General features: G+C 50.8%; 19 protein-coding genes. 16 read left to right on the plus strand and 3 right to left on the minus strand.

Translation table 11 applies throughout. The features are described from left to right. Positions 1–17 precede the first annotated feature (17 nt). From V3C10_08950 to V3C10_08970, 5 genes are all read left to right on the plus strand, one after another. Positions 18–2261, plus strand: coding sequence for a U32 family peptidase (locus V3C10_08950; GenBank protein WVP63912.1), 2244 nt, complete (start codon positions 18–20; stop codon positions 2259–2261). Positions 2262–2269: 8 nt separating this feature from the next. Further along, positions 2270–3598 (plus strand): FtsW/RodA/SpoVE family cell cycle protein, encoded by a 1329-nt coding sequence (locus V3C10_08955; GenBank protein ID WVP63913.1) that lies wholly within the window; start codon positions 2270–2272, stop codon positions 3596–3598. Beyond that, entirely contained in the window at positions 3585–5204 is a 1620-nt protein-coding gene (locus V3C10_08960; protein ID WVP63914.1) for a penicillin-binding transpeptidase domain-containing protein, read from the plus strand. The genes V3C10_08955 and V3C10_08960 overlap by 14 nt, the downstream gene beginning before the upstream one ends. Positions 5205–5311: 107 nt before the next feature. Next, a complete protein-coding gene (locus V3C10_08965) occupies positions 5312–6076 on the plus strand; it encodes a TSUP family transporter (GenBank protein WVP63915.1) in 765 nt (254 codons plus the stop codon). Positions 6077–6367: 291 nt separating this feature from the next. Further along, positions 6368–7687: an MFS transporter gene (locus V3C10_08970; protein ID WVP63916.1), complete on the plus strand. Its 1320-nt coding sequence runs from the start codon at positions 6368–6370 to the stop codon at positions 7685–7687. A gap of 98 nt (positions 7688–7785) precedes the next feature. Here the strand turns inward: V3C10_08970 and V3C10_08975 are convergent, their stop codons facing one another. Then, positions 7786–8238 carry an NUDIX hydrolase gene (locus V3C10_08975; GenBank protein WVP63917.1) on the minus strand — a complete coding sequence of 151 codons (453 nt, stop codon included), beginning with the start codon at positions 8236–8238 and terminating at the stop codon, positions 7786–7788. 418 nt (positions 8239–8656) lie between these two features. Between V3C10_08975 and V3C10_08980 the strand changes: the two genes are divergently transcribed. Further along, positions 8657–9295: a cell wall hydrolase gene (locus V3C10_08980; protein WVP63918.1), complete on the plus strand. Its 639-nt coding sequence runs from the start codon at positions 8657–8659 to the stop codon at positions 9293–9295. A 78-nt stretch (positions 9296–9373) separates the two neighbouring features. After that, a complete protein-coding gene (locus tag V3C10_08985) occupies positions 9374–10858 on the plus strand; it encodes a carboxypeptidase M32 (GenBank protein ID WVP63919.1) in 1485 nt (494 codons plus the stop codon). Positions 10859–11073: 215 nt separating this feature from the next. On the opposite strand, the gene V3C10_08990 is transcribed toward V3C10_08985, so the two are convergent. Further along, a complete protein-coding gene (locus V3C10_08990; protein ID WVP63920.1) occupies positions 11074–11904 on the minus strand; it encodes a YihY/virulence factor BrkB family protein in 831 nt (276 codons plus the stop codon). 1115 nt (positions 11905–13019) lie between these two features. Between V3C10_08990 and V3C10_08995 the strand changes: the two genes are divergently transcribed. The 7 genes from V3C10_08995 to V3C10_09025 all read left to right on the plus strand — a co-directional run bounded on the left by V3C10_08995 (position 13020) and on the right by V3C10_09025 (position 22299). Next, on the plus strand, positions 13020–14252 hold the full coding sequence (locus V3C10_08995) for a MerR family transcriptional regulator (GenBank protein WVP63921.1): 1233 nt from the start codon (positions 13020–13022) through the stop codon (positions 14250–14252). Between the two features lie 177 nt (positions 14253–14429). After that, positions 14430–15542 carry an ethanolamine utilization protein EutH gene (locus V3C10_09000; GenBank protein WVP63922.1) on the plus strand — a complete coding sequence of 371 codons (1113 nt, stop codon included), beginning with the start codon at positions 14430–14432 and terminating at the stop codon, positions 15540–15542. 147 nt (positions 15543–15689) lie between these two features. Further along, complete coding sequence (locus V3C10_09005) at positions 15690–17099, plus strand: amino acid carrier protein (GenBank protein WVP63923.1); 1410 nt, start codon at positions 15690–15692, stop codon at positions 17097–17099. Positions 17100–17191: 92 nt separating this feature from the next. After that, positions 17192–17938 (plus strand): gamma-glutamyl-gamma-aminobutyrate hydrolase family protein, encoded by a 747-nt coding sequence (locus V3C10_09010; protein ID WVP63924.1) that lies wholly within the window; start codon positions 17192–17194, stop codon positions 17936–17938. A gap of 297 nt (positions 17939–18235) precedes the next feature. Then, positions 18236–20014 (plus strand): ABC transporter ATP-binding protein, encoded by a 1779-nt coding sequence (locus tag V3C10_09015; protein WVP63925.1) that lies wholly within the window; start codon positions 18236–18238, stop codon positions 20012–20014. Next, a complete protein-coding gene (locus V3C10_09020; protein WVP63926.1) occupies positions 20014–21783 on the plus strand; it encodes an ABC transporter ATP-binding protein in 1770 nt (589 codons plus the stop codon). The genes V3C10_09015 and V3C10_09020 overlap by 1 nt, the downstream gene beginning before the upstream one ends. Positions 21784–21825: 42 nt before the next feature. Further along, the gene (locus tag V3C10_09025) at positions 21826–22299 is read left to right on the plus strand and encodes a DUF523 domain-containing protein (protein WVP63927.1); all 474 of its coding nucleotides are present in this window, start codon (positions 21826–21828) and stop codon (positions 22297–22299) included. Here V3C10_09025 and V3C10_09030 read toward each other — a convergent pair. Further along, on the minus strand, positions 22296–22577 hold the full coding sequence (locus V3C10_09030; protein WVP63928.1) for a helix-turn-helix transcriptional regulator: 282 nt from the start codon (positions 22575–22577) through the stop codon (positions 22296–22298). The genes V3C10_09025 and V3C10_09030 overlap by 4 nt on opposite strands. A 696-nt stretch (positions 22578–23273) precedes the next feature. Here V3C10_09030 and V3C10_09035 point away from each other — a divergent pair. Both V3C10_09035 and V3C10_09040 read left to right on the plus strand, forming a co-directional pair. Beyond that, positions 23274–23885: a rubrerythrin family protein gene (locus V3C10_09035; GenBank protein ID WVP63929.1), complete on the plus strand. Its 612-nt coding sequence runs from the start codon at positions 23274–23276 to the stop codon at positions 23883–23885. Positions 23886–24079: 194 nt separating this feature from the next. Further along, positions 24080–24961 carry a metallophosphoesterase gene (locus V3C10_09040; protein WVP63930.1) on the plus strand — a complete coding sequence of 294 codons (882 nt, stop codon included), beginning with the start codon at positions 24080–24082 and terminating at the stop codon, positions 24959–24961. Positions 24962–24975 lie beyond the last annotated feature (14 nt).

Below are 24975 nucleotides of genomic sequence, written 5' to 3' on the forward strand. Positions count from 1 at the left end.
AGAGAATGGAGTTTGCAATGATGAAGAAAAAAGTAGAGATTCTGGCTCCGGCCGGGTCATTTGAAAGTATGAAGGCGGCCGTGGCGGCCGGTGCGGATGCCGTTTATATCGGGGGCAGCCGTTTTGGCGCCAGGGCTTATGCCGATAATCCCGACGAAGGCAGGATGCTGGAGGCAATCGACTATGTACATCTGCATGGCTGCCGGCTCTATATGACGGTAAACACACTGGTAAAGGAGAAGGAGCTGGATGGTTTATACGATTATCTGGAGCCTTACTACAGACAGGGGCTGGATGCGGTGATTGTCCAGGATATGGGGGTTTTCTCCTATATCAGGGAGCATTTTCCGGATCTACCGGTTCATGCCAGCACCCAGATGACGATAACCGGCCCGCTGGGAGCCGAGCTGATGATGAAGCTGGGAGCCACCCGGATTGTTACGGCAAGGGAGCTGTCCCTGCGGGAGATAAAGGAGATCTATGATAAAACGGGAGCCGAGATCGAGAGCTTTGTACACGGGGCGCTGTGCTACTGTTATTCCGGTCAGTGCCTGTTCAGCAGCCTGATCGGCGGCCGCAGCGGCAACCGGGGCAGATGCGCCCAGACCTGCCGCCTTCCCTTTGATGTGAAACAGGAAGGAAAGACGTTAAATAATAAAGACGAGCGTTACGTGCTGAGCCTGAAAGACCTCTGTACCCTGGATATTCTGCCGGATTTGATTGAGGCAGGCGTCTATTCGATGAAAATCGAAGGGAGGATGAAGAGTCCGCGCTATACGGCGGGCGTGGTAAGCATATACAGAAAATATGCAGACCTCTATCTGGAGAAGGGCAGGGAAGGCTACCGCGTTGACGCGGCGGACAGGAAAAAACTCCTGGATCTCTTTGACCGTGGAGGCCAGACCGAGGGATATTACAGGCAGCACAACGGCCGTGATATGGTCGTGATGAAGGAAAAACCGGCTTTCCGCGAGGAGAACAGGGAACTGTACCAGTATCTGGACCAGACCTATGTGGAGGCTGTCGTCAGGGAGCCCGTCGCCGGATCAGCCGTTGTCAGGGAAGGCGAACCGCTGTCCCTCACACTGACCTGCAACCGGAGAATGAGGGAGGCACAGGAGAGCGAAAGCATAATCGTCACCGTTTCGGGCGGCGTGGTCGAACCGGCGAAGAACCAGCCGGCCACGGAGGAGAGAATCGCAAAGCAGATCGGAAAGACGGGAAATACGCCGTTTTATTTTGATGACTTGAAGGTGGAAATGGCGGGAAACCCCTTTGTGCCGATCCAGGAGCTGAACGAATTGAGAAGACAGGCTTTTACGGAACTGGAAGAAAAAATACTGGCTCCGTTCAGAAGGGGTTCCGTCGGGAGCGCGGCCTGTGAATGCCCGTCAAATGAGAACGGAACAGGCGGGGAGAATACTCCCTGCCGTCTCACGGTATCCTTGGAGGAGCCGGAATCCTTTGAAACGGTCCTGCAGGAGAAGGGCGTAGACGGCATTTACCTGGACAGCGCCGGTTTTGACGCCGCATCCTGGAAGAAGGCAGCCGAGCACTGCCACCGGGCAGGCAAACGCTGTTACCTCATGCTGCCCCACATTTTCAGGGAGGAAGCTTCCCGTTTCTTTGAAGAAAACAGGGACGCCTTTCTTTTTGCGGGCTTTGACGGTGTGGTCATCAGGGCGTGGGAGGAAATCGGGCTCATCCGCGGATGGTCGGAAGAATTCCCGGCTCTGAAGGAGCTTACCATTCTCATGGACTACGGGATTTATACGATGAACAGGGAAGCCGAGAAGATGACAGCGCGGATGGCGTCCGGATTTCGGTTCCGTTTTACGCTTCCAGTGGAGCTTAACAGCAGGGAACTGGAGGAAAAGGGATGCCGCGGCGGCGAGCTGATTGTCTACGGGCGTCTTCCGATGATGGTGACGGCCCAATGCATGAAGAAGACGGTGGCGGCCTGTACGAAGAAGCCGGAGCTTCTGTCCCTGAAGGACAGAATGGGCAAGGAATTCCCGGTAAAGAATCACTGCCGTTTCTGCTATAATACAATTTATAATTCCAGCCCCCTGTCTCTATTAAAGGACAGGAAGATTATAGAACGGCTGGGACCAGAGAGCCTGAGACTGAATTTCACCACCGAGAGCCGGGAAGAAATACGGACTGTGATCGAGGCTTTTTCCGGCTGTTTCCTGGAAGGGAGAGAGACGGATCTTAAGGGAGATTTTACGAGAGGCCATTTTAAACGAGGGATTGAATAGGTGAGAATGTGATTAATCTTGTTACAACATTATCAAAGTATCTGATGATACTGCTGATAGCAATTTACACATACTATAATTTCCGGTTTTTTGCAATGAGGGATGATTATTCCAGGAACAGGGTATGCAGGCTTCAGAATGTGGCTCTGTTTTTTATCCATGTCCTGGCATATACGGTGATTTATCTGCGGACGGAGGATGAGAGGACGCTGATGTTTTTCGGCGCCCAGCTTTTATTTTTCCTGCTGTATCAGGTCTTTTACAGGATGTTTTACCATAATCTGTCCAGGCTGCTGCTCAATAATACGTGTATGCTCCTGTGTGTCAGCTTCATCATGCTGACCAGGATTTCCTTCGACAGGGCGGTCAGGCAGTTTGTCATCGTGGCCATAGCCGCTGTGATTACGATGATTATCCCTTTTATCATCGACAGGACGTGGCAGTTGTCAAAGATTCCATGGGTTTACGGAACCATTGGCCTGCTGCTTCTCCTTACGGTCTGCATCCTGGGAAGTACCAGCTACGGGGCGCAGCTCGCCATCAGTATCGGGGGCTTTTCTTTCCAGCCTTCGGAATTTGTAAAAATCAGTTTTGTTTTCTTTGTGGCAACGATGTTTTACCGGTCCACCGATTTCAGGACGATAGTGATTACGACGGCGGTGGCCGCGGCTCACGTCCTGATCCTGGTGCTTTCAAAGGATTTGGGCAGCGCCCTCATCTTTTTTGTGACATATCTTCTGATGCTTTTCATCGCCACGTCCAACTGGTTCTATCTGGGGGCCGGCGCAGGCTGTGGGGCGGTGGCGGCAATGGCTGCCTATAAGATGTTTTCCCATGTGCGCGTGCGTGTGGAGGCCTGGCAGAATCCCTGGAATGACATTGCGGGGAAGGGATATCAGGTCACCCAGGCGCTGTTTGCCATCGGCACGGGCGGCTGGTTTGGCATGGGGCTTTACCAGGGCATGCCCAAAAAGATCCCAGTCGTGGAGAAGGACTTTATCTTCGCCGCCATATCGGAGGAGCTGGGAGGCATCTTTGCGCTCTGCATTATCCTGATCTGTCTGGGCTGCTTTTTACAGTTTATGCTGATTGCCACGAAAATGCAGGCTGTCTTCTATAAGCTGATCGCATTCGGGCTGGGGACGGTCTATATCGTCCAGGTATTCCTGACCATCGGAGGCGTTATCAAGTTTATCCCGTCCACCGGCGTGACGCTGCCCTTTGTCAGCTACGGAGGCAGTTCTATCTTAAGTACGTTCATCCTGTTTGGCGTGATTCAGGGGCTTTTTATCCTGAAGAGAAATGAAGAAGAGGAGGAAGATTATGAAACTGAGTGATCAGAGCTCCAATGAAGAGAAGAAAACAGGGGAAAAAAGAGCCGGCAAAGATAAAACGATTAAAAAGAAAAACGGTAAAGACAAATTATCTGCTCCGGGAAAGCGGGAGGTAGGGGCCGGAAAGCGGTTCCAGGTAAAGAAGACCCGCAAAGACCTGGGCTTTAAGAAATTCAGGAAGGACGCGGGGGATGGCAGGGGCAGGGCCAATAAGAACATATTGAGGCTCACCTATGCTTTTTCCGCAGTATTTGTGCTGATGGCCGGATATCTTGGCTGGTTCATCCAGTTCAAGAGTGAGAATGTCATCGGCAGCTCCTACAATGCAAGGCTTGACCAGTTTGCCGACCGGATTATCAGAGGGAGCATCATGAGCAGTGACAAGACGGTGCTTGCCGAGACCAGGGTTTCCCAGGACGGGACGGAGACCAGATATTACCCCTTTGACTACCTGTTTGTGCATTCGGTCGGCTATTCCGGGCTGAACGGAAAGACGGGAATCGAGTCGCTGGCCAATTTTTACCTGCTTTCGTCCCATGTCAACCTGCTTGAGAAGGTAATCAATGAGCTGCGCGGCGAAAAAAATCTGGGCGACAATGTGGTGACGACGCTGGATTTGAATCTGCAGAAGGTGGCATCGGACGCACTGGGCGGCAACCGGGGAGCGGTGATCGCCATGGAGCCGGATACAGGCAAGATTCTCTGCATGGTCTCCCAGCCGAATTTCAACGCCAACCTGGTGGATGAAAAGTGGCAGGAGCTGATTGCTCCCGGCAATACCAAGGCTCAGCTCGTAAACCGCGCGACGCAGGGACTTTATCCCCCTGGCTCCACGTTTAAGATTGTGACGGCCCTCGAATATATCAGGGAAAATCCTTCCACCTGGCAGGATTTTACATTTAACTGCGACGGTTCTTACCAGACCGGTGAATACACGATCAAGTGTTACCACAGCGAGGCCCATGGGCAGCAGAACCTGATACAGGCGTTTGCCAACTCCTGCAACGGGGCGTTTGCACAGATAGGGCTGTCACTGGACCCCGACAGCTTTCATGCGCTTGCGGATCAGCTCCTGTTTAATTCCTCCCTGCCCTACGCCCTGCCTTACAATCAGAGTTCGTTTACGATGACGGGAGGGGCGGATGACTGGGAGAAGCTGCAGACTTCCATCGGACAGGGTAAGACCCAGATTACGCCGTTGCATAATCTGTTGATAGTCTCGGCCATTGCCAACGGCGGAACATTGATGAAGCCGTATCTGGTTGACCATGTGGAGAACGTCGGCGGCCAGACTGTGAAAAAGTTTCTGCCGTCGTCCTCCGGCAGCCCGCTGTCGGCAACGGATGCCCAGATGATGGCAGAGCTGATGAAGAGCGTGGTGGATTTTGGGACGGGTTCCGCGCTCCGCGGAGCGTCCTATTCGGCGGCCGGAAAGACAGGCTCCGCCGAGTTTGAGACGGGAAAAGAGACGCATTCCTGGTTTGTGGGCTACGCCCCGGCCGATAATCCGAAGATCGCAATCAGCGTGATCGCGGAGGAGGCAGGTTCCGGCGGAAAGGTGGCGGCCCCCATTGCACGGGCCGTATTCGATGCCTATTTGGGAAAATAGCGGTACCGGGAAGCGATGACGGGACCGGAAAAGGAGGACGGACCGGAAAACGGTGATGATACCGGAGAAGTGTCCTCATATTAAATGTACAGGATGGAGAAGTTATCATGGACTATGTAACATCACTGCTGTTTTTATGCCCGATTATGTTTCTGGCCAGCTTTGTGGATGCAATTTCGGGAGGGGGAGGACTTCTCTCGCTCCCAGCGTATCTCTTTACCGGTATGCCGGTACATAATGCATATGCATGCAATAAGCTGTGCTGTAATATCAGCACGGCGATGTCGGCGGGAAGATATTTAAAAAACCACCTGATCGATATAAAGGCGGCCTCTTTTGTGGGGGCGGTTACATTTTGCTGTTCCGTCCTGGCTTCCAGGATTGTGCTCTGGATGCCGGAACGGCCGCTCAGTTTAATGCTCCTCGGTTCCCTGCCGTTCGTGGCAGTTCTGATCCTGGTCAATAAAAAGTACCCGGAGGAGGATCACTCGGACGAGGTGGCCGGGACAAAGAAGATTGTCTTCTGGGTATTTACAGGACTAGTGATGGGTGCCTACGACGGCATGCTGGGACCGGGCTCCGGGACGCTTGCCATTATTCTCTATACAAAACTTCTGCGATACGACCTGACCAAGGCTTCCGGCAATGCCAAGGTCGCGGTGTTCAGCTCTACGCTGGCCGGGACCCTGTCGTACCTGCTGGCGGGTAAGATACTCTGGAATTATGCGGTTCCGGTCGCCGTATGCGGCATCCTGGGCGGATATGTGGGCTCCGGGATGGCAATCCGCAAGGGAGCAAAATTTATCCGCCCGATGATGCTTGTCATCGCGGCAGTGCTGATTATTAAATTATTTATAGAAATGCTGTTTTAGGCTGGTGCCGGAAAACAGATCACCGTTACGGTTTATTGCACAGGCAGTGCCAGGTTAAAGACAGATGAACAGTAACGGATTTATAACACGAGGGAGGGGAATGAGATGAAACTCTGCATTGACAGAACTCCATGCAAAGTCTTGTAACGGACGGGATTGCATGGAGGAATGAATAAGTATCAATCATTCGTCCGCAGGACTTTGCACTTAAACCGAACATAACAGTTCAGGAACGATTGAACCGTTACATCCAAAATATGAAACAGTTACGGTAAAAGGAGCAAAGTCATTATGAACCAGAATGATAGAAGTAACAGATATGATAAGATAAAAGATGCGTTAAAAAGCCTGCGGGCTTTTCTGGCGCTCTGGAGCACACAGGCCTTTTCCACCCTGGGCAGCTCCATGACGAATTTTGCACTGATTATATGGTCTTATGAGCGGCAGGGCTCGGCGCTTACTACGGCGTTTCTGGCAGTCTGCTCCTATGCGCCCTATGTCATTTTAAGTATTTTTGCCGGGGTTCTCAGCGATAAATGGAACAAGAAGAGAACCATGCTCGTGTGTGATACCCTGGCGGCCGTTATGACCCTGATTGTATGGAATCTTTTAAGGACCGGCAATCTGGAAATATGGCATCTCTACCTTATTAATGCGGTAAACGGTATGGCTAACTCCGTACAGCAGCCGGCTTCCGAGGTTGCGGTCAGTCTGCTGACGCCGAAGGAACAGTACCAGCGTGTCGGAGGGCTGAGGGCATTTTCGAATTCACTTGTCACAATCCTGACTCCGGTGATTGCGACGGCAGTCCTGGCGTTTGCGGGGATGGATGCGGTAATCCTGTTCGATTTTATCAGTTTTTCCGTGGCCTTTATCACGCTGGCCTTTTTTATCAAAGTGCCGGAGACGTCCTGTCAACAGGGAGAAAAAGAGGAGAGCTTCCGGGAATCTGCGGGAGAAGGGCTTAAGTTCCTCCGGGAAAACAGGGGAATCCTCGGCCTGATTCTCTTTCTGGCAGCCATCAACCTGCTGGCCTCGATTTATGAGGCGGCCCTTCCTGCCATGCTGCTTTCACGGGCGGGCGGCGGAAAGACGGCTCTCGGCCTGGTCAATACCTTTACCGGGATTGCAAGCCTTACGGGAAGCATCCTTGCATCCCTGCTTCCGGCGCCGAAGAACCGCGTCAGGATGATCTGCGATTCCCTTCTGTTTTCCATGTGCACGGAAAATTTCTTCCTGGCATTTGGAAGAACCGTGCCGGTATGGTGTCTCGGGGCAGTCCTCGGTTGGCTGACAATCCCGTTTATGAACGCCAACATGGATGTGCTGTTTCGGACCCATATACCGGTTCAGATGCAGGGAAGGGTTTATTCGGTGAGGAATTCCCTGCAGTTTTTTACCATCCCGCTCGGCTATCTGCTCGGCGGCGTGCTGGTGGATAAAGTGTTTGAACCTTTTATGAAGGTTCAGGGGCCGATGAGCCCGGCGGTCATGATGTTCGGGACGGGAAAAGGGTCCGGCGCGGCAATGCTTTACTGCATCCTGGGATTTGCCGGAGTGGTGGTCTGCCTGTATTTCAGGAGGAACAGGGATATCAGGAATTTGAAATAAGAAGCAGTACGTGAAAGATAGAGTTGCCTTCATTAAAAAAACGGTCCGGCGTTGTTCATTCAGCGCCGGACCGTTTTTTATCCCGTGTTTATCCGTTGTCAAAAATATTTCTTATTACCCCACAAATTACTTTTCTTCAAATCCAGATATTCGTTGTATGCTTTTTCAAGTATCTGCTTTTCATTGGAAAACTTCAGCAGATGGTAGGCTTCATAGAATTTATAATATCCGGAGTCGATAAAATATTCCTCCCGCTGTGGTTTACTGTAATAGCTGTCAGCCATCATCAGATACCAGTGTACATCTTTCTCCACCATATCCTGGGGAGTGTTGAACGTGTACTGGCTCTTACCGATGTATTTAATGATGGAGGCCGATACGCCTGTCTCCTCCTTTACCTCCCGGAGTGCCGTTTCCTTGTAATCTTCCCCCGGTTCTACAGTTCCCTTTGGTAAAACCCAACCTTCATATTTGTTCTTGTAATTCTTATATAAAACCAGAATTTTACCTCGAAAAATAACCACACCGCCGCAGCTCGTTGCCTCAATCATTGCAATTCCTCCTGGTGTGTCAGCTTATATTGCATCAAGTATACCGCTTTTTACGACAATATGCAAGACAGACTGTTAAGAAGTTATTGGGTTTAATACCGTTCCCGTTCCTGTTCACACCCCAGCTAAAAGAAGCTGTGCTGCGAACAATAACATGCTTCACGATGCACAGAAACGGCAAAAAGCGCCGTTTCGCGCCGTAACCCCCGGGTTTGACCCAAGGGGGCCCGCTGTTTGTGACTTTCGCTTTGCTCCACTCACAAAAAACACCTTGCGGAATACTGCCTGTGAACAGTAACCCATTCCTATTCCTCTGTATAAACAAATACTTATCGGAAGTTTGGACAAAATAAATATATTTTTAATCGAATCGTCATATATTGGTAAAGAAACTGAAACTTATTTTTTAAGGAGGATTATGATTAAAAAGATATTATGCATATTACCGGTAATTACACTTTTGTACATGGCTCCGGGAGCGCTGTTTGCAGCAGAAGGTGATGCAGCGGGCCAGGAACAGGCGGCCGTTGTGACGGAAGCCCATGGACCGGCTTCGGAGGCTCTTGCGGATGAAACGCAAACCGCAGTAAACGCAGATGCGTCCGCCGATGCCGCAGCCCAGGCCGGAACGGCGCAGGGAGAGCAGACTGCAGCCCAGCCGGCAGAAGAAACGCAGACGGAAGGGGCGGATGAGGCGCTGGCCCAGCCGGTTGCTTCCTACACGGAAGAAGACCTCTATGTGATGGCCCATGTGCTGGCAGGTGAATGCCAGAGCTGCCCGGATCAGGAGCAGTTATACGTCGGTTCCGTTGTTTTAAACAGAAGAAGCCATCCTTCGTTCCCAAACTCGGTTAAAGGAGTTGTCTTCCAGAAAGGCCAGTATTCCTGCACCAGGGACGGCAATTATTACAGAGAGCCGACCGACCGAAACTGGGCCAATGCAAAATCGCTTCTGGAGAACGGCAGCGTCCTCCCCGCCAATGTCATCTGGCAGTCCGGCGGGAGACAGGGAAAAGGCGTTTATGTGAAAACAAAGTGGCATTACTACTGCTATTAATTACCTGTTCTTTTTCTTGAAAATATGCTAATCTTAATAACAAGTCTATAATCAGTTTTAACAAAGGAGACAGAAGATATGAGTGAAACATTTGAGAAATTAAGTGGATACCTGGAAAAGGCCATGGCAATCCAGGCTTCTATGGTAATGTTTGAGTGGGATAATGAGACTCTGGCCCCGAAGGAAGCTGCACCTTATACTTCGAGGGTAATTGGTTCCCTGTCGGAGCAGTATATGGAAATCATGACATCGGAGGACGTAAAGAAACTGGTGGAAGCCTGCGGGAAAGAGAGCGGACTCACAGAGACGGAGGAAGCCATTGTCCGTGAGGCGGCGGATGAGATCGAGAAACTGGAATGCATCCCTGCGAAGGAATACCGCGAGTTCACGGAGCTGACCTCCAAAGCCACCAGGGTCTGGGCCGAGGCCAAAAAAGAGAAAGACTTCAAGAAATTTGCCCCGATTCTGAAAGAAATCGTGGATTATCAGAAAAAATTTGCCTCCTACCGCGCTAAAGAGGGGCAAAAGCTCTATGATGTAATGCTGGATTCCTTTGAAAAAGGTTTTGATATGGAAAACCTGGACCAGTTTTTTGACGAGCTGAAAAAGAACATTGTCCCGATGCTGCACGATGCTGCGGAGCGTTCCAAAAAAGTGGACGACAGTTTCCTGACGGCCGAGTATCCCGTGCAGACACAGGAGGAAGTGGCGCATTTCCTGGCCGAATATGTGGGACTCGATTTTGACAGAGGAGTCCTGGCCGTCAGCGCCCATCCGTTTACGACAAACCTGCACAATCACGATGTGAGGATTACGACCCATTACGGCGATAAGATCGATTCCTCCATCTTTTCCGTCATCCATGAAACAGGCCATGCCCTCTACGAGCTCGGAATCCGTGACGATCTGACGCAGACCCTCGTGGGTCAGGGAGCCTCAATGGGAATGCATGAGTGCCAGTCACGTTTCTTTGAAAATATCATCGGCAGGAACAAAGCATTCTGGGAGCCAATTTATGATACGGTGGCAGACATGTTCGGAGTTCCGTTAAAGAGCGTAAGCCTGGATGCCTTTATCAATGCAGTGAATAAGACAATCCCGGGTCTGATAAGAACCGAGGCGGATGAGCTTTCCTATGCCCTCCATGTCCTGGTGCGTTATGAGATTGAAAAGATGATCATCGAGGACAACGTGGAGATAGAGAAGCTGCCGGAAATCTGGAACAAAAAATATGAAGAATACCTTGGAGTCCGCCCGGAAAACGACGCGGAGGGAATCCTTCAGGATATTCACTGGTCACAGGGTTCTTTCGGTTACTTCCCGTCCTATGCCCTGGGAAGCGCTTTCGGCGCGCAGATCTACCATACCATGAAGCAGGAGATGGACGTGGAGGAACTGCTCAGGGAGGGCAAGCTTGAGGAGATCAGGAAATACCTCAGGGACAGAATCCACCAGTACGGCAAACTGAAAAACAGCAGGCAGATCCTGAAGGATGTGACGGGCGAAGATTTCAGCCTGAAGTATTATATCGAATACCTGCGTGAGAAATACGGAGCAAAATAGCAGCGCAGAACACGATATTTGTGAAGAAACCCCTGGAGCAGTAATATTAAGATACCTCCTGAACAGACTTTGGTTCTTTCCCTTGTCTATTTAGGAGGTATTAGATTATTTACTGTTTCAGGGGTTAAATCGTTTATAAGGGGACGGATGCCAGGGAAAAAACCGACGGCAGATTATGTAGATAAAGCGCTGCGCCGGATCCGGCGCCTGGCCCTTTATCTGTCCTTCTGTTTTCTGCTGAATTTCATATGCCGGTTAACCTCCGCACCCAGAAAGAGGATACAGATACAGAAGTAGAGCCACAGCATCAGAATCACAACGGCGGCAAGGCTTCCGTACATATAAGAAAATCTCTTAAAATGATTAAAATAGATGGAAAATCCGTAGGAACACACAATCCATCCGCCCGTGGAGAACAGGGCGCCGGGAAGCTGGTGGCGGAGTGTCTGCTTCTCATAGGGAAGGAAGGTATAAAGCGCCATGAAGAAGATAATCAGGATAGCCAAAGCAATCAGGGCGCGCAGGCTGAGCAGATAAGGGGCGATCCGGTTGAGGATCGGCAGATAGCGCAGCAGCAGCTTCTGAAGCGAGGAACCGAAGACCATCAGCACAAGGGACATGATGCACACCAGGATAAAGACAACGGTATACCCGGAGTTGATGAGGCGGCTGATTACATAATTTCTACGTTTGTTGCAGTCAATAATCCGGTTAAGTCCGCGCTCAATCCCCAGCATTCCGCGGGAAGCCGACCAGATCGTGGCGATAGTGGTCACCGACAGGATGGCTGCCGGGGCCGTCGTATACAGATCGGTGACGATCGATTCCACCAGAGGATACACCTTGGCGGGAAACAGCCTGGAAATCACCAGCAGCAGGTCACCCTGGGTTATCGTGGGGATCAACTGGATGGTCGTCAGCAGAATCATAATAAAGGGAAAGAAGGACAGAACAATAAAGAATGAGGCTTGGGCCGCATAGACCGTAATCTCATCCTTCACAAATTCATCGTAAATTTTCTTGCACTGTACGATAAAATAAATCATAGAGCGTCTCCAATCGGTTCAGATAAATATACTAATAATATTACCATGTAGGCGGAAAAATAGCAATTTAATTGAAAATAGGGATTTAATTGAGGAATGAGAACGCCGCCGGGACGGTCGGGGGGCGGGATGGTGAGGGGAGGTTGTGAGTCTTCAGTCCCGGGTTGCAGGTTGTCGCGGGTGGAGAATCCGGGCAGAAAAAGTTCCTCCGGGAAACGCCCCCGCTCTTTGGAGTACATAGCGGACACTAACCTCGAAAAAACCTCGGTAAGTGCCGATGGACTCCCAGGTTCCCTCCGGAATCTTTTTCTCCCGGATTCCCCACAGGAAGGTTATGGCCCGGGACTGAAGACGCGAAGGTTTTCGCCATCCCGAACCCCGGCCTGCGGCCGCTGATTTGTTCTTATTCCTTCAAAGGGGGGAGGGATTGTCGCTGCCACTACATTTTCTCGAATTCCAGGAGAATGCCCCCTGTATGGTATTAAATTGATGAATCTGAGTTTTGAAGCTTTATCTGTCCTTGAATAACCATTGAATTTTTTGATTCATCATTAAATATAGCTTTGGATTTTTCTCTGAATCCAGCCCAGAATACCTTCATAAGGTAAAAAATTCACGACTACATAGTGGCCGCGACAATACCTTCCCCTTACTTGACGAAAGAGACAATCAGCCCTGAAGCCGGCGGACGGGGCAACAACCTTCCCTGAGTCTTCAGTCCCGTCGACAACCTGCCCGGGGGAAGGAGGAGAAAAACTTTCCGAAGGGAGACCTTGAAGCCCGCCGGTGCTTAGCGAGGTCCTTTCGAGCTTAGCATCCGCTGTGCGCTTCACAAGCGGGAGCGTGTCCCCGCAGGAAAGTCTTTCTCCTCCTTCCCCCTCACCACAACCTACAAACCGGGACTGAAGACTCATCCACACCCTCCCACTACCCCGTCCGCCGTCTTACAGAGGCGTCCTCGCATCTCAACTAAATCCCCATTGAAAAGGCCGCCATGAACAAGTATAATAAAATAATATGAACAAGCTCTCCGTCCCCGGGCGGAGAGAACGACAGCAGGAGATTGGCGGCCGGAGGAGATGGCCGTCAGGAACGGAAGATGGGGAGAGCAGCAGATGAAGATAGGTGAATTCGCCAAAATGTGTGACGTCACGAAAGACACGGTCCGCTATTATGTGAATATCGGACTCCTGATTCCAAGGATGCAGGGCAGCCAGATGAGCTTTGCGGAACGGGAATACGAGGACTTTCATTATATCCAGAAACTTAAGGACATGCGGTTTAATATTAAGGAGATCCGGGCGTTTCTCTGCCTCAGAAGGATGTCCAATATGATTGAACCGGCCACCATCGATGATTGCGTGGAGCTTTTGGGTGCAAAGAAGGAGAGTCTTTCGGAGGAGATGAAAACCATCGAAAACAGCATTCACCTGATTGAGGAGGAGATAGAAAACTTTGAAAAGAGAAAGAACGCCGAAAAAAGTGACCGAACGGGTGTGCCGATCAGCACAATCCCGCTTCTCGTCTGTCCTCACTGCCGCCAGCACCTGAATATTGAGAACGCGGTGATCAATTTTAAATACATCTACGAAGGGGAGCTGAGCTGCTCCTGCGGATATCACGCCAGGATTGAGGACGGCATTGTCAAGACGGAGAATCTTTATGAGGGTACGCATGACTGGCCGGATCTGCACCGGAAGCTGTACCGCGAGGTAGGGGAGAAGTGGGAAATTTACACCCAGAAATGCACCGACATACTGATCGAACGGCTGGATGAGCGGGACTGGGATGGCAGGGTGATCCTGGAAGCCAATATTAACGGATTTTTCTTTACCTATAATTATCTCCACCAGATGCCAAAAAACTGTATTTACATCATTATCGACAAATACCAGGAGGTTCTGGCCGCCTATAAAGAACTGTTCGAACAGCTGTATCCCGGAATGGATATCCTCTACATAGCGGATGCCTCGGAGAAACCGCCCATCCAGGACGGCTGCGTCGACCTTTTCCTGAGTTTCTTCGGGGAAAATGAATATTCCTTCTATCATAAACAGACCCAACTGGAAGACATTCATCATCTGCTGAAGCCGGACGGAACGGTGCTGGGGGTATTTCAGGGATTTGCACCGGAAGCAAAGAGCAGGCGGCTTTTGATTGAACGCTATCCGGAGGGAAATAAAAAACTGGCAGATATTGAAGCCCTGAGGGAAGGATACAAGAACTGTGGATATAAGCTGTCCGAAACCGAGATAGGAAAAGTGATGAAAACGGAAGATCACCATATGTATATCTGTCATTTGGACGGAGAGCCACTCACCATGTACTGTTATGAAGCAAAACGGTAATCTGAGCACCTGGCGCGTGGATTAGCGCCATGATCGATAAAAGAGAGAAAAGATGGAGTGCACTCCACCTTTTCTCTCTTTTTCCTGTACAATGGGGATTGACATGGATCGGACTTCAGGTTGTAGGATGAGAAAAACTAAATTTCGGTGACAGGATGGAGGAAAGAGAGGAAAAGTATGGGAAAGATGCTTACGGTAGTTATGATGGCGTTCCTTGCGGCAGGGGCAATCGATAAAGCATTGCTCCGCGGAAAACTGGGACTGGCCGGAGAATTTGAAAAAGGGTTTCATGCGGTCGGTTCCCTGACCATGGCAATGGCCGGAATCATGTGTATTGCCCCTGTGGTTGGGAAGTTCCTGGCTCCTTTTTCAACGCCGCTGTTTGTGAAGCTGGGGGCGGATCCGGCGATGGTGTCCGGTATCCTGTTTTCCACGGACATGGGAGGATACCCCCTGGCTGCGGCCATGACGGACAACGAGTCAATTCAGATTCTTTCCGGCGTTCTTCTGAGCTCAATGATGGGGGCCACGATTGTTTTTACAATCCCGGTTTCACTCAGTGTCTGCCGCGAGGAGGACAGGAGGGCCATCTCAAAAGGGATTGTGCTTGGTATTATTGCGATTCCGTTCGGATTAATCACCGGAGCCGTGGTGGCCGGGATTCCGGGCCGTATGATTCTGGCCAATTCGGTTCCGGCGATTTTCATCTCCGCAATTTTGGCCTTTTTCCTCACGGTCCTGCCGGATCGGACCCTTTCCTGCTTTAAGGTCTTCGGGGAACTGCTAAAATGTGTCTGTGTCCTTTCGCTGATGTTCGCCTCTTTGGAAGAAATGCTTGGGATTGTCGTGATACCCGGCATGGATCCGCTGGGAGAACAGCTTAAGACCGTGGGGATTATCGGTGTGACCCTGGCCGGAGCCTACCCATTTGTCAGCGTGTTAAACCGATGTCTGGCGCCGGTGCTTCAGGGGGCGGCAAAGCTCCTTGGAATCAACGGTGTCTCGGTGGCCGGCATCCTTGCCTCAATGGCAAATTCGCTTCCTATGTTCGACATGATCAAAGATATGGACAAAAAAGGGAAAGTGGTTGCCATGGCATTCAGCGTTCCGGCGACGGCGGCGCTCGGCGATCTGATGGGATACATCTCCGCTGTCCGTCCCGACGCGGTGATTCCGATGGTGGCCGGTAAACTGACGGCGGGCCTGATCGGCATCGTGTTGGCTGAAATGTTTGAGTCAACTCCTCTTTTACTGGCAAAACGTAAAGAAATTATAAAAAACAGGGTGTAAACGTTAAGTTTGTGTAAAAATTACAGAAAAATACGGATTGACATGGAGTTTTCCCATCATGTTATCGTTTAGACATACAATTACTGAACCCCGGGAATGGTAAAAGTAAATGAATGAAAAAGTCTAATCAACGAAGGAGGAAGTATCATGAACAATCCGATCTTAGCGTTTACAAACTGGGTGTGGGGATATCCAATGTTAATCTGGCTGGTAGGCGGAGGCATCTTTCTATCATTCAGATACAAATTTATACAGTTTAGAAAGCTTGGATTTGTACTTAAAAATACAATTGTAAAAGCATTTAAGGGTGATGAAAAAAGCAAAGACAGCAATAAAATTTCAGGATATAAGGCGGTAACGGGAGCGCTTGCTTCGACACTGGGCGCCGGAAACATCGTAGGTACGGCGATTGCCATTGGCTACGGCGGCCCGGGAGGCGTATTCTGGCTCTGGCTGACCGGTCTGTTTGCCTGTGTCGTTAAATACAGCGAGGTGGTTCTCGCCATGAAATACCGTCAGCGTGACAAGGATGGAAAATGGTTCGGCGGCCCTCAGTATTATCTTCCAAAGGCAACGGGTTGGAAATGGATGGGAATCGCCTATGCAATCAGCTGTGCGTTCTGTCTGTTCCTTGCGGCATCCGCTCAGATTGGTTCTGTCGTAGACACCGTTGAAACAATTCACATTCCGCGTATGGTTTCCACAGCAGTGCTGATTATTGCGGCTGCCCTGATCGTACTCGGCGGACTTACAAGACTTTTAAGCTTTACGGAAAAAATCGTTCCTGTTATGAGCGTTGTATATATGGTAGGCGGACTGATCGCAATCGCGGTGAACTACAAAGAAATTCCTTCCGCATTTATTTCCATTTTCCAGTATGCATTTACAGGCCGTGCGGCTGTCGGCGGTTTCGGCGGGGCAACGATTGCCATGTGTATCAGATGGGGTGTCTGCCGCGGTATCTATTCCAATGACTCCGGTACCGGCGTGACCACAATCACACATTCGGCATCCGATGTGAACCATCCGGTACAGCAGGGTATGTGGGGGATTTTTGAGGTATTCTTTGATACAATTATCGTGTGCAGCGTTACCTGTTTTGTAATCCTGACAACAGGCGTATGGCAGACGGACGCTTCCGTTTCAACACTGACCATCGCCGGCTTCCAGAAAGCCCTCGGCCCGGTTGCAGGCGGATTTATCGTATCCCTTTCACTGACCCTGTTCTGCTTCACGACGGCAGTGGCCCAGACCTTATTCGGCTGTGACCAGCTTGTAAAGCTGTTTGGTGAAAAAGCCGGGGTATGGGGAAAATATATTTACCTTGGCCTGATGTTTATCGGCGGCATGGTGGGAATCAGCGCCCTTATCAATTACGTAGACTTTGGCTCTTTCCTGATTATCCTCTTCAACATGATCGGTGTTTACCTCTGCCATGGGGAAGTTAAGAAACTGACGGAAGAATATTTTTCCGATACAAAGAGATGGGAAACAGAAAAATGGGGACCATGGAAAGAGATGGAAGAAAAAGATATCAGAACAAGCCATCACGAATAATACAGCGGTTCTTTTGGACCGGCAGCTATCATGCAAACGACGGAATTGTTACACACAATGATTAAATTATAACTTAAAATGGAGGAAGAAACATGAAACCATTGATTGGAATCACATGCAACTATGATTACAGAGATGAGGTTGGGAGTGTGTCCCATATGGGAATTACCGGCCAGAAGTGGAATTTTCTGGCGGCAAATTATATTGATTCGATTGAGCAGGCAGGGGGAGTGCCGGTTATGATTCCCATCTGCCAGGATATGGAGACGGTGAAAGAAATGGTGTCCAGAATGGACGGCATCCTCATCAGCGGCGGCCATGATGTAAATCCTCAGGAGTATGGAGAAGACGCAAAGAGCTACTGCGGCCTGATTATGCCGATGAGGGACCGTCAGGACGTGGAGCTGACAAAGTACATACTCAATGAGACCGATAAAGCAATCCTGGGAGTCTGCCGCGGAATCCAGATCCTGAATGTGGCGGCAGGCGGCAATCTGTATCAGGATCTGGAGATTGAGGGAAAATTCAACCACCATTTCAATGATATGTATCCGATGAATCATGTGTCCCACCGCGTGACAACGAAAGAGGGAACAAAACTCAGGGAAATTTTCGGAAAAGAGACCGTAGGGGTGAACTCTTTCCACCATCAGGCTGTCAAAGACCTGGGCGCCGGTTTTGTTGTCAGCGCCGTATCGACGGACGGCGTAACCGAGGCGATCGAGATGGCGGGCAGCCGTTTCGCAGCGGCGACTCAGTGGCATCCTGAGATGATGTATGATTCCGATGAGCAGCAGGCGATCTTCCGGGCATTTGTAAAGGCCTGTACCGAAAAATAGTGTTGTAAAGAATCAGGACACCGCCGGGACGGCCGATGAAAACGGTATTTTCCACCTTTTTGTGCATCGCGAAGCGGTAACCATAAAGGTACTGAATCGTTACGTGTTTTAGTGTTCCTACTCCAACAGGGAAGACCCAAAGAACTTTTTTCAAGGTTCTTTGGGTCTTTTTCAACTTGAACCCTCTCTCCCGATATGCTACAATAAAGTGCAAAAATGAGTTGACCGGCGTGAGATACATAATAAATAAAATAGACATCATTTAAAAAATTAAGAAGCAGGACAGGGGAATGACCGATGAAAAGCTTAATGAGATACCTTAAAAAATATCGGACCGAGGCGGTGATGGCGCCGCTTTTTAAGATGCTGGAGGCCAGTTTTGAGCTCTTTGTACCGCTCGTCATGGCAAAGATTATCGATACCGGTATCAGAAATGCGGATTTGCCTTATATACTCAGAATGGGAGGCGTTCTGATCCTTCTCGGAGTGATCGGCCTCGCATGTTCGCTGACCGCACAGTATTTTGCGGCAAAGGCAGCCGTGGGATTCGGAACTGCGCTTCGAAAAGAGCTGTTTGATCATATCAATCATTTTTCTTATACGGAGATCGACACGGAGGGGACGGCCACGCTGATTACGAGAATGACCAGCGACGTCAACCAGGTACAGTCGGGAGTCAACCTCACGCTGCGCCTGTTTCTGCGCTCGCCTTTTATCGTATTCGGCGCCATGATCATGGCGTTTACCATTGACGTCAAATCGGCAATGATTTTTGTGGTGACGATACCGCTGCTCTCCATCGTGGTGTTCGGAATCATGCTTATCACGATGCCTTTATATAAGAAAGTCCAGAAGCAGCTTGACCGCGTCCTTCAGATGACCAGGGAAAATCTGACCGGAGTCAGGGTGGTCAGGGCTTTTAACCGTCAGAAGGATGAGACGGCGGCCTACTATGCGGAGAGCGGCCTCTTATTTGACTTCCAGATTTTTGTAGGGAAGATTTCCGCCCTTTTAAACCCGATCACCTACGTGATCATCAACCTGGCTATTGTGATCCTGATCTATGTGGGGGCAACGCAGGTAGACGCGGGCGCAATCCCGCAGGGCAAGCTGGTGGCCCTGGTCAACTACATGTCTCAGATTCTGGTGGAGCTTATCAAGCTGGCCAATCTGATTATTACGATGACAAAGGCATTTGCCTGCGCGGGCAGGATTAACAGTGTTTTTGATACGAAGAGCAGCATTACGGAAAAGGAGAACGTAACTTCCGCCGCGGCGGCCGGAAGAAAAGAAGCGGCCGGAGGGCAGTCCGGCAAAAATCCGGCCGCGGTCCCGATGGTTTCGTTTGACCATGTGAGTTTTGCCTATCAGGGAGCCAAGGCGGATTCCCTCAGTGATATCCACTTTGACGCAATGAAGGGGGAGACGATCGGTATCATCGGAGGTACCGGTTCCGGTAAATCCTCCGTGGTGAACCTGATTCCCCGCTTTTATGATGCGACAAAGGGAACGGTGAGAGTTGACGGCCTGGATGTCAAAGATTATGGGCTGAAAGAGCTCAGAGGCCGGATCGGCGTCGTGCCTCAGAGGGCGGTTCTGTTCCGCGGCAGTATCCGGGACAACATGAAGTGGGGCAAGGCGGACGCGACGGATGAAGAGATTATGGAGGCGCTTGACATCGCCCAGGCAAAGGATGTGGTGGAAAGCAAACAGGGAGGCCTTGACGCCAACCTGCTCCAGGGAGGCAAGAACCTTTCCGGCGGACAGCGCCAGAGGCTGACCATCGCCAGGGCGCTGGTGAGAAAGCCGGATATCCTGATCCTGGACGACAGCGCTTCGGCGCTCGATTTTGCCACGGATGCGCGGCTGCGGAAGGCAATCCGGGAAAAGACGGACGGTATGACCGTATTTATCGTTTCCCAGCGGGCCACTACTGTGAAACAGGCCGATAAAATCCTGGTGTTAGAGGAAGGCTCGGTGGCCGGAATCGGAAAACATCAGGAGCTGTTTGAAAATTGTCCCGTATACAGGGAGATCTGCCTGTCCCAGCTTTCAGGTGAGGAGGTGAACCAGTAATGCCCAAGCAGGAGAAGAAAGTAAAAACATTGAAACAAAAGACAACAATGAAGCGCGTGCTCCAGGATATCGGGCATTACAAATGGATGGTTCTTCTGTCCCTGATTCTGGCAGGAATCACGGTGGCGCTGACCCTCTATATCCCGATCCTGATCGGAAAAGCCGTGGATCTTGTAATCGGCAGCGGGGAGGTCAATTTCCCGGGACTGTTCGCCATACTGAAGACAATGGCGGCCGCAATTCTCATCACCGCCCTTGCACAGTGGCTTATGAACGTCATTAACAACCATATCACATACCGTGTTGTAAAGGATATGAGGATACGTGCATTTGAAAAGATACAGGAACTGCCGCTGAAATATGTGGACAGCCACCAGTACGGCGAAGTTCTCAGCCGTGTCATCACGGACATAGACCAGTTTTCCGACGGCTTACTGATGGGATTCACCCAGCTCTTCAGCGGACTGCTCACCATAGCGGGAACCCTGGCGTTCATGTTTTATATCAACCCGCTTATTGCGGCGATCGTTGTGGTGCTGACGCCGGTTTCCCTGTTTGTGGCCAGTTTTATCGCGAAAAAGACCTTCTATATGTTCAGGGCCCAGTCGGAGGCCAGAGGGGAGATTACATCCCTGATTAATGAGATTCTGGACAATGAAAAGGTGGTCCAGGCATTCAGCTACGAGGAGGAGGCGTCCAGGCGTTTTGCCGTGATCAACGACAAACTGGCGGACTGCAGCCTGAAGGCCACGTTCTTTTCCTCCATCACCAACCCGGCGACGCGGTTTGTCAACGGCATTGTCTATGCCAGCGTCGGGGTGGCCGGAGCCTATGCGGCAATCCGGGGAGTGCTGACCGTGGGACAGCTTACTTCATTTTTAAATTATGCAAACCAGTATACAAAGCCGTTTAATGAGATCACGGGCGTGGCTACGGAATTCCAGAATGCCCTCGCCTCAGCGGCCCGTGTTTTCGAGCTGATCGACGAGGAGCCGCTGGCTCCGGACAAAGAAGACGCGAAGAATCCGGAGCATGTGGAGGGAAAGGTCGCCATCGACCATGTTTCCTTCTCCTACAATCCCGAGATCAGCCTGATTGAGGATTTAAACCTGACTGTAAATCCGGGCCAGAGGATAGCGATTGTGGGCCCGACCGGCTGCGGCAAGAGTACGGTAATCAATCTTCTGATGCGCTTCTATGACGTGGAACAGGGGGCCATCCGCGTGGACGGTACCGATATCCGGGATATGACACGGGAGAGTTTGCGGGCCGGTTACGGCATGGTGCTTCAGGAGACGTGGCTAAAATCCGCCTCCATCCGCGACAACATCTCCTACGGGAAACCGGATGCCACGGAGGAGGAGATACGGGAGGCGGCCGTGAAAGCCCATGCCCACGGCTTTATCATGCGTATGCCTGCGGGCTATGATACGGTCATCTCCGAGGACGGCGGCAATCTGTCCCAGGGACAGAAACAGCTTCTCTGCATCGCCCGTGTCATGCTCTGCCTGCCTCCGATGCTGATTCTCGACGAGGCGACCTCCTCGATTGATACGAGGACGGAGATTATGATTCAGGAGGCATTTGCAAGAATGATGGAGGGCAGGACAAGCTTTATTGTGGCCCACCGCCTTTCCACGATCCGGGAGGCCGACATCATTCTGGTTATGAGAGACGGCCGGATTATCGAGCAGGGCAATCACGAAGAACTGCTTGAGCAGAAGGGATTTTACTTTGAACTCTATAACAGTCAGTTTGCAGTCTTATGACGGAGTGGGCCGGAGAAGGCCCGGAGAAGGAGAAGAGCCGATATGTGCAGGGATATAGGAAGAGAGCAGCGGGAAATGAGAATGGAGACGATTCTGGTAAGCGCCTGTCTGCTGGGAGAAAAGTGCAAGTACAGTGGTGAGTCCAATTACTGCCAGGACGTAGTGGATTTTTTAAAGAGCACGGGAGCGGAAATCGTTCCCGTCTGCCCGGAGGTGCTGGGGGGACTTCCAACACCCCGCACGCCCGCCGAGATCAGGGAGGACAGGGTAGTCACGGAGGACGGCCGCGACGTGACCGGGGAATACATAAAAGGCGCCGAAGAGACGCTTAAAATTGCACAGGAAAAAAACTGCCGGAGGGCAGTCCTGAAAGACAGGAGCCCGTCCTGCGGCAGCGGTTTCATCTACGACGGGAACTTTGCAAAGAAATTAATCCCGGGTGACGGAATGACAGTCCGACTTTTGAAAGAAGCTGGGATCTGCGTATGCGGAGAAGGCAGCCTGAAAAAATCCTAAGGCAGTTTCGGTTCGGAATTTTCCAGAGCCGTGAACGAGTCTCGGTCAGAAGACACGGGGGACGGCCCACATAAGGCGTCATCCGGCCTGTATTCAAATATATCTTCCACCCTGCAATCCAGAATGCTGCAGAGCGTCTCGATTGTATGGGTGGATACATACATATTCTTTTTCAGCCGTCCAATCTGCCCGGCGCTGAATCCATAGTACTTAATCAGACGGTATTGAGTTATCTTTTTTTCTTTCATGGTTTTCCATAATTTATCATAAGTAATCAAGGTATCTATACCTCCCACTACATTAAATACTGAACCGCTTTTGTTGCATATTATCCATAATTGGCTATGTTCATCTTATGTGCTGGGAAAGGCGGGAAGCGGTGATTTGTCATCTTGTAAAAAATACAGTTTAAGGGGAGGGAATTTTGCAGGAAGGCGAACGCCGCCGGGACGGCTGGGGGCGGAATTGTGAGGGGATGGGGTGAGTCTTCAGTCCCGGGCTGTAGGTTGTCGCGGGTGGGGAATCCGGGCAGAAAAAGTTCCTGCGGGAAACAAGAGACAATCAGCCTCTGAAGATGACGGACGGGGCAGTACCCTTCGCTGAGTCTTCAGTCTCGTCGACAACCTGCCCGGGGAAGGAGGGAGAAAACTTTCCGAAGGGTGACCTTGGAATCCGCCGGTGCTTGCTGAGGTTCTTCACGAAGCTAGCACTCGCTGCGCATTCCACAAGCGGGAGCGAGTCCCCGTAGGAATTTTTTCTCCCGGATTCCCCCTCACGACACCCACCCAACCGGGACTGAAGACTCATATACAACCTTCCCCACCCCGTCCGCCATCTTACACAGGCGTCCTCGCATCTCAACTAAATAAAAAGTCTGCTTGACGTTTTTTTAAATATAAGTGTATTATGATTGGTATACATTGCCTGTTTTCGGAGAAACTACTACCAACAAATGAAATAGGAGGAATAATTTGATGGACAGTGTTTTGAAAACAAGCGCTACTGCTAAAAATCTGATGCGTGCTTTTGCCGGTGAAAGCCAGGCGAGAAACCGCTATACGTTTGCCGCTTCAGTGGCTAAGAAGGAAGGACTTCCTGTCATTGAGAAGGTCTTTTTATATACGGCCGAGCAGGAGAAGGAGCATGCGGAGGTATTCTATAAGTTTTTAAAGGAAATGACGGGAGAGACCATCCATATTGACGGAGGTTATCCGGTTGATATGTATGAGAAGACCGTGGATCTTTTAAGAGCGGCGGAACACAATGAATTTGAAGAGTTCGACGTGGTATATAAAGACTTCGGCGATGTGGCCCTGGAAGAGGGATTTGACCGTATCGGCCATGTATTCCATATGATCGCGGATATCGAGAAAACCCATGGGGACCGTTTCGGTATTTTCGCCAATCTGCTTGAAAGCAGCAGGCTCTTTGCTTCCGAGGAAGACACGGAGTGGATCTGCCTGAACTGCGGCTATATTTTCGAAGGGAAAATTGCGCCCAAGTACTGCCCGGTTTGTGAACATGAGCAGGGATATTTTATACGCCTTGAGCAGGCTCCTTACGCCAACCTGCGTGAGAACTGCTAAGAGGCCTGATGCCTGCGCCGGCTGTGGCCGGGGCAGGCTGATTTTTGTTGAGTGGCAATGGAAAGTTCGCGAAGCGTGCTTTTCGTTGTTTCATGAGATGCACACTCGCGCGAAGATATAATATGCCGCTGTGCGTCCGCGCCCGGCGCGGGAATCCGGAGCGCCGGATTTTATCAATGATTCAGGAGGATTTTATGGTATATGCCTGTGTGGCGGCCCTGGCGGCCGTTGCCGGAGGACTGGTTCTGCGATCGGAATATGAAAAAAAACATTTTGTCACAGATCACTACCAGATAACTTCGGGAAAAATAAAAGGAAATAAACGGGAATTTGTATTTCTTTCCGATTTACATAATAATGAATTTGGTGAGAAAAACAGGAAATTGGTGGAGGAGGTAGACAGAATCCGTCCGGATGCCGTGTTGATTGGCGGAGATATGATGGTTACGAGAGGGGATGCCGATTTGCGGGTAATCCTGGAACTGGTGCGGGAACTGGCTGCGCGTTACCCTGTCTATTATGCCAATGGAAACCATGAGGAGCGGATGAGACGGGAGAGGACGGTCTACGGCGATCTCTACGACAGGTTCACAGGGGAGCTGGCCGAAGCAGGAGCCGTTTATCTCTCCGATCAAAGCGCGGACTTTGGTGAGGATATCCGTATCACCGGATGCAATATGGAGGAACAATATTACCGCCACCGTTTTACGATACCGGCACTTCCGGAAAAGGAACTGGAGCGCCATGCAGGGAAGGCGGATCCGGCCAGGTTCCAGATTCTTATGCTGCATTCCCCTCTGTTTTTTAAGAACTGCAGACAGTGGGGAGCCGATTTGACCCTGTCCGGCCATTTCCATGGGGGAACCATCCGCCTGCCGTTTCTGGGCGGCGTGATGACTCCGCAATACCAGTTCTTTCTGCCCTGGTGCGCCGGCCGCTTCGACAGCGGAGGAAAGACAATGTTAGTCAGCCGCGGGCTGGGGACCCATTCCATCAATATCAGGCTGAACGACAGGCCGCAGCTCATCCGGATTACCCTGAAACCGGAGGGGGTTGCCATGAAAAATCATCTTTGATATACTATCGGGGA

Origin of the sequence: [Clostridium] symbiosum (assembly GCA_036419695.1) — a bacterium.
Taxonomy (GTDB): domain Bacteria; phylum Bacillota; class Clostridia; order Lachnospirales; family Lachnospiraceae; genus Otoolea; species Otoolea symbiosa_A.